Origin of the sequence: Hymenobacter fodinae, assembly GCF_004745825.1 — a bacterium.
GTDB classification, from domain to species: Bacteria; Bacteroidota; Bacteroidia; order Cytophagales; family Hymenobacteraceae; genus Hymenobacter; species Hymenobacter fodinae.
In genome coordinates this window covers 375,975-390,481 of sequence record NZ_SRLA01000002.1, presented here as the reverse complement: position 1 = coordinate 390,481, position 14,507 = coordinate 375,975, and the positions used below count along the sequence as shown (strand labels likewise).

The following is a 14,507-nucleotide window of genomic DNA, read 5'->3' as shown; positions in this document are numbered from 1 at the left end:
CCTACCTTGCCCGCCAATAGCTCACCCCCCTCTCCTTTTTCTATGCCCACCGGCACTTTGCTACTTATCGACGACGAAACAACGCTTCGCCAGGCCATCAGCCGCATGCTGGAACTGGAGGGCTACACGGTGCTGCAAGCCCCCGATGCCCGCCGGGGCCTGGAAACGCTGCGGCAGTACGCGGAGGAAGTGCTGGTTGTGCTATCAGATGTGAAGCTGCCTGACGGCTACGGCCTCGACCTGCTGCCCCGTTACAAGCAGGTCGCACCGCTGGCAGAGGTTATTCTGCTAACCGCTTACGGCACCATTCCCGACGGCGTGCGGGCCATGAAGGAAGGCGCTTTCGACTACCTGACTAAGGGCGACTCTGATGACCAGCTAGTGGTAGTGGTAGACCGGGCCGCCGAGAAAGCGCGGTTGCAGCGGCGGGTGGCCGACCTGGAAAAGAAAGTAGGCGCGCAGTACAGCTTCGAGAGCATGATAGGCCACTCAGCGGCACTGACGCAGGCTAAAAAGCTGGCTCAACGCGCCGCCCCTACCGACAGTACCGTGCTGTTGGAGGGTCCTACCGGCTCGGGAAAGGAGTTGTTTGCCCAGGCCATCCACCAGGCCAGTGCGCGCCGCAGCAAGCCCTTTGTGGCGGTAAACTGCTCGGCCTTCCCCAAAGATTTACTGGAGTCGGAGCTGTTTGGCTACCGCAAGGGTGCCTTTACGGGGGCGCTGGCCGATAAAAAAGGCCTGCTGGAAGAAGCCAACAGCGGCACCTTGTTTCTGGATGAAATTGGGGAGCTGGAGCTGAATGTGCAGGCCAAGTTCCTGCGGGTACTCGAGACTCAACAGTTTACCAAGCTGGGTGATACCAAGCCTACCACTGTAAACGTACGTATTGTGGCTGCCACCAACCGCAACCTGCGCCAAGAAGCCGAGCTAGGCCACTTCCGCCCCGATTTGTACTACCGTCTTTCCGTATTCACGGTGCCGGTGCCGGGCCTGAATGAGCGGCGCGAGGATGTAGATGAGCTGGCCAACTACTTCCTGCAGTTCTTTGCGGCCAAGCTGCGGCGCCGCCTGAGTGGCCTAGAGCCCGAGGCCCTGGACCAGCTGCGCCGCCACGACTGGCGCGGCAACGTGCGGGAACTAAAGAACGTGCTGGAGCGCGCCGCCATCCTCGCCGACGGTGACACCCTTACCACCGACGACCTGCCTGCCGAGTTTCACCATTTCGCCCCAGAGCCCACCACCGACGAAGCCTCCGACCGCACGTTGCGCACGATGGAGAAGCGGCAGATCAGGCTCGTGCTGCACGAAACCGGCGGTAACAAGATGGAAGCGGCCCGCCAGCTCGGCATCGGAACCAAGACGCTCTACCGCAAAATTCAGGAGTACGGACTGTAATTGAGCTAAATGAAGCCTTATATAGACAAGTCGTATATACTATAACTAAATTTTTCGTTATTTAACTGTCAGGCATTTGGTGCTCATATGCCAGCAGTTGTTTCGTTATATCTCTATTCCCATTCCAATGAAAAAGCTTCTATTATGCCTCCTGCTGTCCACACCATGGGTGGCCAGCGCGCAAACATCTACACCCTTCGTTATTAAGGGTAAGCTTGGCACGCTGAATGCGCCCGCCAAAGTGTATCTGGTGCGAGGAATGACTGTAACGGACTCAGCAACATTGAAAAATGGTGCCTTCGAACTCAAGGGTACAACCGAAACGCCTGTTACCGCCGACCTTGTCTTCCGGCGCAAGGGCCGTTTGACTAGCATGTATGGCCCGCTAGACCGTACCCGCGTTTTCCTAGAGCCCGGCACCTTGCTCGTCACTAGCCCCGACTCATTGGCGCACGCTACCCTCAAGGGCGGCCCGGCCACCACGGACTACATGCGCCTCACGGAATCAATAAAGCCTATTATTGCGAATATTCAGGCTTTCGGAGCCGAGACCCAGAAGGCCACCGAACAGCAGCGTCAAGATCCTGCCTTTAAAGAGCAGCTGAGAACTAAGTTCGAGGCCTTCAACAGGCAGATTGCCAATTCTTACTACGCATTTATTAAGGCCAACCCGGACTCCTGGGCCAGCCTAGATGCTCTGCTAGGCATGCAAATGATGGATTTACCGCAGTACAACACGGTAGGCCCACTCTACGAGTCGCTCAGCCCCACCCTTAAGAACAGTCCCCAGGGTCGGGAGTATGGCGAGTTGGTACGCGGTCTGAAAGCCGTAGCTATTGGGGCTCAGGCCCCCGACTTCACCCAGAAAACCCCCGACGGCAAAACCGTATCGTTGCGCGACTACCGAGGCAAGTACGTACTGGTTGATTTCTGGGCCTCGTGGTGTGGCCCCTGCCGCCAAGAAAACCCATCGGTAGCCAAAGCCTACAACGAGTATAAAGGCCGCAACTTTGAGGTACTGGGGGTGTCGCTTGATAACGAAAAAGACAGGGCTAAATGGGTAAAGGCCATTCAAGACGACCAACTGGCCTGGACGCAGGTATCGGATCTGCGCGGGTGGGAGAATGCCGCCGCCAAGTCGTATGCAGTGCGCGCCATCCCGCAGAATTACCTGGTTGACCCCACCGGCAAAATCATAGCCGCTAACCTGAAAGGCGCAGAGCTGAGAGCCGCCTTGGCCCAACACATTAAATAGCAATACTCCTCAGGCCTCCCAGGCCACTGCGCTACTTCTCACTCGCCTATCAAACCGGGTTATTCTGACCGACACACCGAGTCAGAATGACTCGGTTTTTTGCGTCTAGGCCTCTTGCCTCACTCTCCTATTAAAATATTTATCCCTGTCAATCTGCTAGTTACAATTATAAAACCCACTCTACTGCAAAGCCGGGTCGGGATTGGCAGATGGGTCGGCACATGCTTAACCACACCTGCTTATGGCACCTGCCTTATTGATTCCGCTGCTCACAGCCACAGGCTTGGCGGGCTTCTGGCTCTTCTACAAGTCCGTTGATTTTTTCGATCAGATCTAACCCCGCCGCGCCATGATGGTCACCCTCTTTATTCTGTCCCTTGCTACGTTCGGCTACCTCTGCTACGTGCTCCTCCGCCCGGAGAAATTCTAATTCAGCCTCCTACACTCATGACCAACGAACTACTCGGCATCGGCAGCATGTATCTGCTTACGCTGGTGCTGGCCCTGCCCCTGGGCGCTTATCTGGCCCGCGTGTTTCGAGGCGAGAAGAACTTGCTCGACTTCATGCGGCCCGTAGAAAACGGCATTTTTCGGGTTGCCGGCATTGATGCGCAGCGCGAGATGAGCTGGCAGCAGCACATGCTGGCTCTGCTCACCATCAACCTTGTGTGGTTTCTGCTGGCTATGCTCATCCTCTGTACCCAGGGTAGCCTGCCGCTGAACCCCGATGGCAACCCCAGTATGTCGCCGGACCTGGCCTTTAACACGGCCATTTCCTTTCTGGTGAACTGCAACCTGCAGCACTACTCCGGCGAGTCGGGCTTGTCATACCTGTCGCAAATTGTGGTGATTACTTTCCTACAGTTCGTGACGGCCGCTACTGGCCTAGCTGCCGCCGTGGTGGTGTTCAACGCCCTACAATCGCGCACCACCGAGAAGCTGGGCAACTTCTACAATTACTTTGTGAAAAGCCTCACGCGCTTGCTACTGCCCGGCGCTCTGCTGATAGCACTTGTTCTGGCTTTCAACGGCACCCCCATGACTCTGCAGGGCAAGCAGCAGCTCATCACGCTGCAGGGCGACTCGGTGGCCGTGAGTCGGGGGCCAGTGGCTGCCATGGTGGCTATTAAAGAGTTGGGTACCAACGGGGGCGGCTTTTTTGGGGCCAACTCGGCCCACCCCCTCGAAAACCCCAATTACCTGACCAACGCCGTCGAGAACATTGCCCTCTGCATTATTCCCTTTGCCATGGTGTTTGCGCTGGGTTTTTACCTCCAGCGCCGCCGACTGGCCTACATGATTTTTGGGGTCATGACTATCGGGTTTATGGCCCTGCTGGCACCCACGGTGTACTATGAGTTGCACGGCAACCCCGCCATTACCAGCCTGGGCATCAACCAAAACCTGGGGGCGCTGGAGGGCAAGGAAATCCGCTTTGGGGCGGCGGCCTCAGCGTACTGGAGCATTACCAACACGGTTATCAGCTGCGGGTCAATCAACTCCATGCACGACTCCTTCATGCCGCTTTCCGGCATGAACCAGCTACTAGGCATGATGACGAATGCCTTTTACGGGGGCTGCGGCGTAGGCCTGCTCAACTTCTTTGCCTACCTCATTATAGCCGTGTTCATTGCCGGCCTGATGGTGGGCCGCACCCCGGAGTTTTTGGGGAAGAAAATTGAGGCCCGCGAAATGAAGATTGCCGTCATCGTGACGCTGCTCCACCCCCTGCTGATTTTGGCGGGTACAGCTTTGGCCGCCCACACCTATGCCGGCAACCCCACCGAGTACGCGGGCTGGTTGGCTAACCCTGGCTTCCACGGCTTCTCGGAGATGCTCTATGAGTTTACGTCCTCCTCGGCCAACAACGGTTCCGGCTTTGAGGGCCTCGGCGACAATACACCCTTCTGGAACATCAGCACGGGGGTAGTGCTGCTGCTCTCGCGCTACCTGCCCATCATCGGGCCGGTGGCCATTGCCGGGCTGCTGGCTCGCAAAAAGTACATCCCGGAAAGCGCCGGCACCCTGCGCGCCGACACCGCCACCTTCGGGGTGATGGTACTGACCGTCATCATTATTGTGGCTGCCCTAGCCTTCTTCCCAGCCCTGGCCCTAGGCCCCTTAGCCGAGCACTTCGGTCTGTATTAGGGCGTCTTAGGCCCGAGAAGCGCGAAGAAAGCGCTTAGCTCACTTACTATTCAGGCTTCTCAGCGCTCAGTTCACACTCTGAGTTCAACACTCTCATGTCTTCCAAAGAACAATCTCTGTTTCAACCCGCGCTGGTTTCAGAGGCCGTAAAACAGGCCTTCGTGAAGTTGGACCCGCGCGTGATGTTCCGCAACCCGGTGATGTTCACCGTGGAAATCGGGACGGTGGTCATGCTCCTCGTGACCCTAGGCCTGTTGGTGCGCCCCGATGCGGCCCAGGGCTCATTCGGGTACAACTTCACCGTGTTCCTGGTCCTGTTCCTAACCCTGCTATTCGCCAATTTTGCGGAGGCCATTGCGGAGGCCCGCGGCAAAGCCCAGGCCGAAAGCCTACGCAAAACCCGTGAGGAAACGCCCGCCCGCGTCATCGACGAAAAAGGCAACGTCAGTTCGGTTTCTTCCTCGCAGCTGCAGAAAGGCCAGGTGTTTCTGGTAGAAGCCGGCGAAATCATTCCTACTGACGGGGAAATCATTGAGGGACTAGCTACCATTGACGAATCGGCTATTACGGGTGAGTCGGCGCCGGTAATCCGAGAGGCCGGTGGTGATAAGTCGTCGGTGACGGGGGGCACCAAGGTGTTGTCGGACCGCATTAAAGTGGTGGTGACCACGGCCCCCGGCGAGTCGTTTCTGGACAAGATGATTGCGCTGGTAGAGGGTGCTTCGCGGCAAAAAACGCCCAACGAAATTGCCCTCACCATTCTGCTGGCGGGCTTTACGCTGGTATTCGTGATTGTGTGCGTGACCCTGCAGCCCTTCGCAGAGTACTCCAATACGCCCATTGCCATATCGGCTTTCATTGCCTTGTTCGTGTGTCTGATTCCAACTACCATTGGCGGGCTGCTCTCGGCCATTGGTATTGCCGGCATGGACCGCGCACTGCGAGCCAACGTCATCACAAAGAGCGGCAAAGCCGTGGAAACTGCCGGTGACATCGACGTGCTGCTCCTCGACAAAACCGGAACCATCACTATTGGTAACCGCAAAGCCACCCACTTCTGGCCCGCCCCCGGCGTAGATGAGCGCCAGTTCATAGAATTCGCCACCCTCTCTTCCCTCACCGACGAGACGCCGGAAGGCAAAAGCATTGTGGAACTGGCCCGCGAAAAGCAGGTGAGCCCCGAGGTGCTGCAGCCCCGCCTGCAAGGTGCTGAGCTGATCAAGTTCACGGCCGAAACCCGCAGCAGCGGCGTAACGCTGACGGACGGCGTCCGCATCCGCAAGGGCGCTTCTGATGCCATCCGGCAACTGGCTAACCGAGCCAATCAACCCTTCCCGCAGGAAACTACGCAGCGCGTGGAGGCCATTGCCAGCAACGGCGGGACCCCGCTGGTAGTAAGCGAAAACGATCGGGTACTGGGCGTAGTAGAGCTGCAGGATATCATCAAGCCCGGCATCCAGGAGCGGTTTGCGCGCCTGCGCAACATGGGCATCAAAACCGTGATGGTGACTGGCGACAACCCGCTCACAGCCCGCTTCATTGCCGAAAAGGCTGGCGTCGATGACTTCATTGCCGAAGCCAAGCCCGAGGACAAGATGACCTACATTCGGCGGGAGCAGCAGGAAGGCAAGCTGGTAGCCATGATGGGCGACGGCACCAACGACGCCCCCGCCCTAGCCCAGGCAGACGTGGGAGTGGCCATGAACTCAGGTACCCAGGCCGCCAAGGAAGCCGGCAACATGGTCGACCTCGACAACGACCCCACCAAGCTCATTGAGGTGGTGGAAATTGGAAAGCAGCTGCTCATGACCCGCGGCACGCTCACCACCTTTTCCATTGCCAACGACGTGGCCAAGTACTTCGCCATTGTGCCGGCCTTGTTCATGGTGGCCATTCCGAGCCTGCGCGCCCTCAACATTATGGGCCTGCACTCGCCACAGTCAGCTATTCTGTCGGCTGTCATTTTCAACGCCATCATCATCCCGGCGCTGGTGCCGCTGGCCCTGCGCGGAGTGGCCTACAAGCCCATTGGTGCTTCGGCGCTGCTACGCCGCAACCTGCTGGTATATGGCCTGGGCGGGGTACTGGTTCCCTTCATCGGCATCAAGCTGATTGACCTGCTGGTAGGCCTGTTTGTGTAGCTGCCCCCTCAACTCCTTTGCATTCTCGGACAACGTCTGATCAATTTCCTCGAATACCACATGAAAACGCATTTGCTTCCTGCCTTACGCCTCACGCTAGCCCTGTTGCTGGTGTGCTGCGTGGCCTACCCTGCCCTGGTGTGGGCTGGGGCCCAGTTGGCTCCTAATAGCGGCCAGGGCGAAACCATTCGTCATAACGGCCGCGTGGTGGGCTACGCCAACGTTGGCCAGAAGTTCGACCGGCCCGAGTATTTTAACTCTCGCCCTTCGGCCGTCGACTACAATGCAAGCGGCTCGGCTGGCTCCAACAAAGGCCCCAGCAACCCCGAGTATCTGGCCACGGTGCACACCCGGGTGGAGGCGTTTCTGAGTCAGAACCCTACCGTGAAGCGGGCTGATGTACCCGCCGAACTGGTTACGGCCAGCGGCTCCGGCCTCGACCCTCACCTATCCCCGGCCGGCGCCTACGCGCAGGTGGAGCGGGTGGCGCGCTTACGGAAGCTACCCGTGGCTCAGGTGCGGGCCCTGGTGGCAGCCCACATTGAGGAGCCGCTCATTGTGTTCTTCGGCCCCGCCAAGGTAAACGTGCTGCGCCTGAACCTGGCGCTTGATTCTCTGCAAGGCCGGTAGTGGGTTCAGTGGCCTAGATGACCATACTTGCCCGTCATGTCGAGCGCAGCCGAGACATCTCGCGTGCTGATGTTGTATTGTTAATTCAACAATCCAAGCGAGATGGCTCGCTAAGCTCGACATGACGTTATAAGGTAATTGTTTAGCTACAGATCAACCACCCCCTCTTTACTTGAGTAGGAAGCTGGCTTCTATCTCTAGGTCACTTGTAGCGCCTCCCACTCACTGCATTCACTCTTTATTCTGTTGCTTTAGCGCCTGATTACGCTACAGCTATTTCTTACCTCTTCGCGCCCGCCAACAACTCAGTTACGGCGCACTCTCCTCATGAAAGCTCTTTCGCTTCTTGCCCTAGGCCTGTTCAGCACTTCGGCCGCATTGGCCCAGACCACCCCAACCACCGACTCAACCTTGGCGGTACCGCCGGCGGTGGCTCCTGTAGAGGCTAACACCAAACCGCTCACCACGTACGGGTTTGTGGATGGCTATTACGGCTACGACTTCAAGCACGCCGCCACCAACTCCCGCCCCAGCTTCCTGTACTCGCACAACCGGCAAAACGAGTTTACGGTGAACAATGCCGTGCTCGGGATGCGCTACGATAACGGGCAGGTGCGTGGAGCGCTAGGCCTGCACGCGGGCACCTACGTAGCGGCCAACTATGCCAACGAAGATCAGGTATTTAAGCACATTTACGAGGCCTACGCGGGATTTCGGCCATTTGAAAAAGCCTGGCTAGACGTTGGCATCTTTGGCTCCCACATCGGTTTTGAATCAGCCCTGAGCAAGGATAACTGGACCCTTACCCGCTCCTTGATGGCGGAAAACTCGCCCTACTACGAGGCTGGGGCACGTTTTACCTATGAGGTTGACCCAAAGCTGACGCTAACCGCCCTGGTCCTGAACGGCTGGCAGAACATCCGGGAGAACAATCAGAAAAAGGCCGTAGGAACTCAAATTCAGTGGAAGCCTACCGACAAGCTCCTCATCAACAGCAGCACCTTCTACGGCAACGAGCAGCCCCAGGACCTGACGAAGCGCCGCCGCTATTTCCACGATTTTTACGTGAGCTACGCCGCCACCGACCGCCTGAGCGTGGCGGGCGTTTTTGACGTGGGCAAGCAAGAAAAAGCCACCCGCGGCAGCAAGGCCGATACCTGGCACACAGGCGCCGCCTTTGTACGCTACAAGCTGGCCGACAAATGGGCCGCCGCCGCCCGCGCCGAGTATTATTACGCCGACCATGGCGTCATTATTAACTCCATCTCGCCCAACATCACCGATGCCAACTTCAATGTGAAGTCGGCCTCCCTCAACCTCGATTACCTGCCCACCAGCAACGTGGCGTTTCGGGTGGAGGGTCGCGTGTTTCACTCAGGCCAAGATTTCCTCACCGACCGCAACGGCCAGCCCACCAACAGCTACGGCAACATCACCTCCAGCATTGCCCTTTCATTCTAGGCCACTCTTACCCGCTCATGACACCGCCCGACGACCTATCTGCTGACACTACGCGCGACCAATCGGCGGAGCGGTTTCTGCGGCTGGTGCAGCAGAAGCGCCGGGGGCGGCTGAAGGTGTACCTGGGGCTAGCTGCGGGCGTGGGCAAAACCTACCGCATGCTGCAGGAAGCTCACGAGTTGCGGGAGCACGGCGTAGATGTGGTGCTGGGTTACATTGAAACCCACGGCCGCCGCGAAACGGTAGCGCAGCTTCGTGACTTGCCTCAAGTACCGCGCAAGACGCTGTTTTATAAAGGCCGCGCCCTCGAAGAAATGGATGTGGCGGCCATTGTGCAGCGGCGGCCAGCCGTGGTGGTGGTTGATGAGCTGGCCCATTCCAACGTGCCCAGCTCGCAGCATGATAAGCGCTGGCAAGACGTGGAAGCGCTGGTGAAGGCGGGCATTTCAGTGATTACGGCTATGAACGTGCAGCACCTGGAAAGCCTGCACGACCAAGTGCTACGCATCACGGGCATTGATGTGACGGAACGGGTGCCCGACTTGCTCCTCAAGCAGGCCGATGAAGTGGTGAACGTTGACCTGACCGTGGGTGAACTGCGGACCCGCTTGGAGGAAGGTAAAATCTACGACCCTCAAAAAGTGCCTGCGGCCCTGCAGGGCTTTTTCCGGCCCGACAACCTGCTGCAGCTGCGTCAGCTGGCGGTGCGGGAAGTATCGTTGTTGCTAGGCCACCAGATTGAGTCGGAGGCGGGTGGGGCGGCGCCGGTAGCCCCGGAGCGCCGCAACACCGACCGGCTCCTGGCCTGCATCAACTCCAATGCCGCCGCGGCCAAGGAAATCATCCGCAAAACCTCTCGCCTCGCCGACCGTTTTTCCGCGGCGGCCTGGTACGTGCTCTACGTCCAGACTACGCGTGAATCAGCGGACCGGATTGGGCTGGCTACGCAACGGCATTTGCTGGGCAACCTGCAACTGGCCACAGAACTGGGTGCCCAGATTCTGCGCGTGAAGGACGACGATGTGGTAGGCGCTATTCAACGTGTGGCCCGTGAGAAAAACGCCACGCTGCTCGTGTGCGGTGTCACGGGCGAGAAAGACCTGTGGAAGAAAATCAGCCACCGCAGCGTCACGCAGGATGTGGTGCGGGCGGTGGCCCGCTCCGGTCTGGAGCTGGATATTTTTCTGGTCACGTACTGATGAGAGCGAACAGAGGACCAATTAGAACGTCATGTCGAGCTAGTAATGCGGTAAAGATGCTTCGGCAAGCTTAGCATGACTGATCAAGCATGACAGGGGTTTTTGATCCTCTATTCACACCTTCTAGGCCACCATCCTATTCCATACTTAGCCTGACAATCAAGACTTTTGCATCGTGCAACTCAAAACTAAAATCACGCTGGGCTTCGTGGCTATGCTGGCGCTGCTACTGGGCATAGGGGGCTACGCTTATTTCGCGGTGCAGCGTTTAGATGCCAATTCGCGCACTATTCTGCGAGCGAATTTCTACACCATTGAGCTGGGCCAGCAGATGCTGCGTGCTCTCGACCACATGGAAACGGCTCCGGAGGCCCCCGATGCGTTACCTCAGTTTGAGCGCGCCCTTACCCGCGAGGCCGGCAACCTTACCGAGCCCGGCGAACAGGCCTTGGTTGACTCCCTAACGCAAAATCTGGCCACGTACCAGCGTCTGTTAGTGACAGCGCCGGCCGCCGCTCAACTGACCCAGCTGGAGCGGCTTCGGCGGCAGACGCACCGCGTGATTGACCTGAACGTGCAGGCCCTGACCGCTAAAAACTCTGCCTCCAACCAAGCTACTGAGCGCGCCAGCCGCTACCTGTTGGCCTGCATCTCGCTGGCGCTGCTAGTAGGCCTAGGCCTGGTGCTGAGCGTGCCCGAAGCCGCCGTAACCCCGTTGCGCAAAGTCACGGCCGCCATCCGTCACGCCAGCCGGGGCAATTATCATCAGACTATTCCGGTGGAAAGCCACGACGAGTTTGGAACGGTAGCCAGTGCCTTCAACCACTTGCTGATACAATTGCAGGAGTTTCGGGCCTCTACTACCGCCGACCTGATTACTGAGCGCAACCGCATGGAAAGCCTAGTAAACAGCCTCGATGAAGGCCTGCTCCTGATTGACCAACACCGGCGCATTCTGCTGGCCAACCCCACGGCCGCCGAGCTGCTGGGCGTGCCAGCCGCGCAGCTGGTGGGGCAGCCGGCCGATGAGCTGGCTCAGCAGAATGACCTGCTTCGGTCGTTGCTCGCGCCCCTAGAAGCGCCGCGCCGCCAGCAGGCTCTGGCCGAAGCGCCTTTGCTCACCATCACGCAGCACAACGAAGAGGCCTACTTCCGCCTAACCGTCCACGACATCGTTTCTTTCAATAAAGCCGCTGACGAAATGCAGTTTGTAGGCCACATCCTGGCCTTGCGCAACGTGTCGGATTTCAAGCGGCTCGATCAGGTGAAGTCGAACTTCCTGGCCACGGTGTCGCATGAGTTGAAAACGCCGCTGTCGAGCATGAATATCAACCTGCGGCTGCTGCAGGATGAGCGCCTACCCGCCGAGGAACGCCAGCGCATTACGGGCAGCATCCGGCAGGAAACCCAGCGGTTGCAGCGCATGGTCAGTGAGCTGCTGGACGTTTCCCGCCTCGATGCCGGGGCCGGAATTCAGCTCGACGTGCACCCTACTGATATAAGCCAGGTAGTTAGCTACGCCACCGATACCGTGCAGGCCCAACTCAACGACAAAAGGCTCCACCTAGAAATCAACCTTCCTTCCAACCTACCCCAGGCCCTCGCCGACGTTGAGAAAACCACTTGGGTGCTTATCAATCTGCTCGCTAATGCCATCCGATACTCTCCCACGGGCGAAACGCTGCTGGTACGAGCGGCGGTAGTAGGCGCGGCTGTGCAAGTGTGCGTGCAAGACCGCGGCCCCGGCATTGCCGCCGAGCACCACGACCGAATTTTCCAACGCTTCGCCCAAATTCCGGACAAGAGCGGCTACCGCGGCGGCTCCGGGCTGGGCCTTAGTATTGCACGCGAGTTTATTACCAGTCAAGGCGGGCGCCTGTGGGTGGAAAGCGAGTTGGGCATGGGCAGCACCTTCTGCTTCACCCTGCCACTGGCTAGTTAGGTGTAACCGGGAGCCGCACGGTATCTACGGCGGCCCCGTTGAGGCGCTGCAGCCGCGTTTCGGGCGCGGTAGTGTTGTTGTCGTTGGTATTCAGGCTTTCAGGGCGCTTGCGGGAGTTGATACCGCTGGCCTGCTCCCGAATAAGCACGCGGCCGGGCGTGGCATCAGGTACCGAGCCGCCGTAGCCGGCGCCGCTGTTATAAGCCGCTTGCCGGTCGGCATCGGTGCGAATTTGGGCGGGCAGGCGCGCGGGACGTTCTTCGGCGCTTTCCTGCGTGGCGGTGCAGGCCGCCAACCACAGGCCTAGCAGCGGCACTAACGCGACCACCGGACGACGGAATAAAACTTGAAACTTCATCACACTATGCAACAAGAGCCCACCCGGCAGTGGATGAGCTCTTGCTACAACGCGCCGCAGCGTTTGTAAGTTGACTTAGTTTGTCATTCCGAGTGAAGCAAAGAATCTGAGTTAGCCTCTAGGCCAAGTAACCGATTCTTCGCTCCACTCGGAATGACAAGCTAGTGTCTTTCTAGGCCACTTCTGGCTGGCCGAGGGCTTCTCTGATTCCGTCCCAAAGGGCCACGCGGGCCTGCATGCAGCGGGTGGCTACCTCACGACTTTCCTGCCAGCGCTGCGGATCGTTGCCGCACAGGTCGCGCACCATTTGCTGGGCCAGCGGGGTGTGCACCTCCTCATCCAACTGAATGTGGCGGTTAAGGTAATACGTAAACGTATCGAGCTGGCCGGGGAAGCGGCGGCTCAAGTCACCGACCAAGTGACGGAACATGTCGGGAATCACATCTTCGCGGCCGAAAGTGAAGGCGGCGGCCACAGCGTGCGGCTTCCCCGACTCAATAATGCGGAACGTATCCAGCACAAACTCACGCACTGAAGCGGGTGCCTGAGCTTGCTCCAGCGCCTGGCCTACCGAAGCTCCTTCGGCCAAAGCAGACAGCAGACGCTCAATGGGCGTGGTATCGGCGCCGCACTCGCGCATAGAGCGCAGGTACAGCTCGAAGTGGCTGGCAGGGTTGCCCTCGGGGTCTACGTCGGTTTCCTCTTCCAACACAATGTCGTTGATGAGGCGGCGCGTGGCGGGGTTGCCGCGCGGCACCCACGGCACTTCCACACAAGTTAGCTCCCGCTGCAGAGCCTTCAGCAGCGACATAAAATCCCAGACGGCAAATACGTGGTGCTGCATAAACACGCGTAAATCGTCCAGGGAGTGCAGCGACTGGTACACGCCGTGGGCAACAAGCTGCTCGCGCGCCGGGGCTAGGGCGTCCTGCAGCTCGGCAATCGAATCAGAATGAATTTGAGTTGACATAAGGCAAAGAGAAAAATACGGCTGAGCTTGCGCTCTAGGCCACTACAAACGAAACGGCCCGCTGGCTTGGATTGCCAGCAGGCCGCCACAAAAGTACTGTTGAGCTATCATTCCGAGTGAGTCGATGCTTCTCTGAATTAATCATCTAACGACTTGCTCCAGATTCGTCGCTTCACTCGGGATGACCTATGGCTACTTCGTTTTCTCGAAGATCATCCCGTCGGAGTCCATGCAGTAGCGCAGGCCGGTGGGCTTGGGGCCGTCGTCGAAAACGTGGCCTAGGTGGCCGCCGCACTTGGCGCACACTAGCTCGTCGCGGCTCATGCCCAGGGTATTGTCGGCGGTTACTTTCAGGCTGTTCTCCGTGGCTGGTGCCCAGAAGCTAGGCCACCCCGTGCCCGACTCAAACTTGGTTTCGGAGGAAAACAGCAGGTTATGGTCGGCGGCGCAGTAGTAGTTGCCCTTCTCGTGGTTGTTGGCATACTTATTTACGAAGGGCCGCTCGGTGCCTTGCTCCCGCAGAATAAAGTACTGCGCGGGAGTGAGCTGCGCTTTCCACTGCGCATCGGTTTTGCGAATAGGGAATTCGTCGGGCTTACCCGTAACGGGCTTGGGTTTAGGATATGCTTTAGCCGAGGCCGACGGGCTGGTAACGGGGCGCGGCGAATCGGCGAGGTCCATTTTCGCGTCGCGCTTGCTCTTGTTTTGTGAGCAGGCAGAGTTCAGCGTCAGGGCCGAAACCAGCAGAATCAGAAGGGAAGAACGCATGAGTTGTAGTGAAGACAAGGGGGTACAGAGGAAGTGGCCTAGCACCCGCAGGTGAGCCATTTCTACAACATACGGAGGAGGTCTACAGTTCGGCCTTAGCTCAGCAGAAAGTTCTAGGCCAGTCCGTTGGGGAACCTCAGCTACCCAAGTAGTTGTCTGGCTAACCGCGCACCGTTTCTTCCTCTCTCATTAACAATTAATTACCCGCAAGTTTTTGCGGTAAACATTCCGTACCTTTGC

The 14,507-nt window shown here is 58.4% G+C and carries 12 protein-coding genes; 9 read left to right on the top strand and 3 right to left on the bottom strand.

Annotated features, from left to right (window positions below):
- Positions 1–42: 42 nt before the first annotated feature.
- From EU556_RS08915 to EU556_RS08875, 9 genes are all read left to right on the top strand, one after another.
- Entirely contained in the window at positions 43–1,395 is a 1,353-nt protein-coding gene (locus tag EU556_RS08915) for a sigma-54-dependent transcriptional regulator (protein ID WP_135433341.1), read from the top strand.
- A 127-nt stretch (positions 1,396–1,522) separates the two neighbouring features.
- A complete protein-coding gene (locus EU556_RS08910) occupies positions 1,523–2,650 on the top strand; it encodes a TlpA disulfide reductase family protein (protein WP_135433339.1) in 1,128 nt (375 codons plus the stop codon).
- Positions 2,651–2,999: 349 nt separating this feature from the next.
- Positions 3,000–3,080 carry a K(+)-transporting ATPase subunit F gene (kdpF, locus tag EU556_RS26810; RefSeq protein WP_135434718.1) on the top strand — a complete coding sequence of 27 codons (81 nt, stop codon included), beginning with the start codon at positions 3,000–3,002 and terminating at the stop codon, positions 3,078–3,080.
- A 17-nt stretch (positions 3,081–3,097) separates the two neighbouring features.
- Positions 3,098–4,798: a potassium-transporting ATPase subunit KdpA gene (kdpA, locus tag EU556_RS08900; protein WP_135433337.1), complete on the top strand. Its 1,701-nt coding sequence runs from the start codon at positions 3,098–3,100 to the stop codon at positions 4,796–4,798.
- Positions 4,799–4,893: 95 nt separating this feature from the next.
- A complete protein-coding gene (gene kdpB, locus EU556_RS08895) occupies positions 4,894–6,939 on the top strand; it encodes a potassium-transporting ATPase subunit KdpB (protein ID WP_135433335.1) in 2,046 nt (681 codons plus the stop codon).
- 60 nt (positions 6,940–6,999) lie between these two features.
- Positions 7,000–7,569 carry a K(+)-transporting ATPase subunit C gene (locus EU556_RS08890; protein ID WP_135433333.1) on the top strand — a complete coding sequence of 190 codons (570 nt, stop codon included), beginning with the start codon at positions 7,000–7,002 and terminating at the stop codon, positions 7,567–7,569.
- A gap of 327 nt (positions 7,570–7,896) precedes the next feature.
- The gene (locus tag EU556_RS08885) at positions 7,897–9,030 is read left to right on the top strand and encodes a porin (protein WP_135433331.1); all 1,134 of its coding nucleotides are present in this window, start codon (positions 7,897–7,899) and stop codon (positions 9,028–9,030) included.
- A 17-nt stretch (positions 9,031–9,047) separates the two neighbouring features.
- The gene (locus EU556_RS08880; protein ID WP_135433329.1) at positions 9,048–10,229 is read left to right on the top strand and encodes a sensor protein KdpD; all 1,182 of its coding nucleotides are present in this window, start codon (positions 9,048–9,050) and stop codon (positions 10,227–10,229) included.
- A 175-nt stretch (positions 10,230–10,404) separates the two neighbouring features.
- Positions 10,405–12,171: a HAMP domain-containing sensor histidine kinase gene (locus EU556_RS08875; protein ID WP_135433327.1), complete on the top strand. Its 1,767-nt coding sequence runs from the start codon at positions 10,405–10,407 to the stop codon at positions 12,169–12,171.
- On the opposite strand, the gene EU556_RS08870 is transcribed toward EU556_RS08875, so the two are convergent.
- The 3 genes from EU556_RS08870 to msrB all read right to left on the bottom strand — a co-directional run bounded on the left by EU556_RS08870 (position 12,164) and on the right by msrB (position 14,267).
- Positions 12,164–12,529, bottom strand: coding sequence for a hypothetical protein (locus EU556_RS08870; RefSeq protein ID WP_135433325.1), 366 nt, complete (start codon positions 12,527–12,529; stop codon positions 12,164–12,166). The two genes, EU556_RS08875 and EU556_RS08870, sit on opposite strands and share 8 nt — an antisense overlap.
- 172 nt (positions 12,530–12,701) lie before the next feature.
- Positions 12,702–13,499, bottom strand: a complete 798-nt coding sequence (locus tag EU556_RS08865; protein ID WP_135433323.1) for a DUF3050 domain-containing protein — start codon at positions 13,497–13,499, stop codon at positions 12,702–12,704.
- Positions 13,500–13,691: 192 nt separating this feature from the next.
- On the bottom strand, positions 13,692–14,267 hold the full coding sequence (msrB, locus tag EU556_RS08860) for a peptide-methionine (R)-S-oxide reductase MsrB (RefSeq protein ID WP_135433321.1): 576 nt from the start codon (positions 14,265–14,267) through the stop codon (positions 13,692–13,694).
- Positions 14,268–14,507 lie beyond the last annotated feature (240 nt).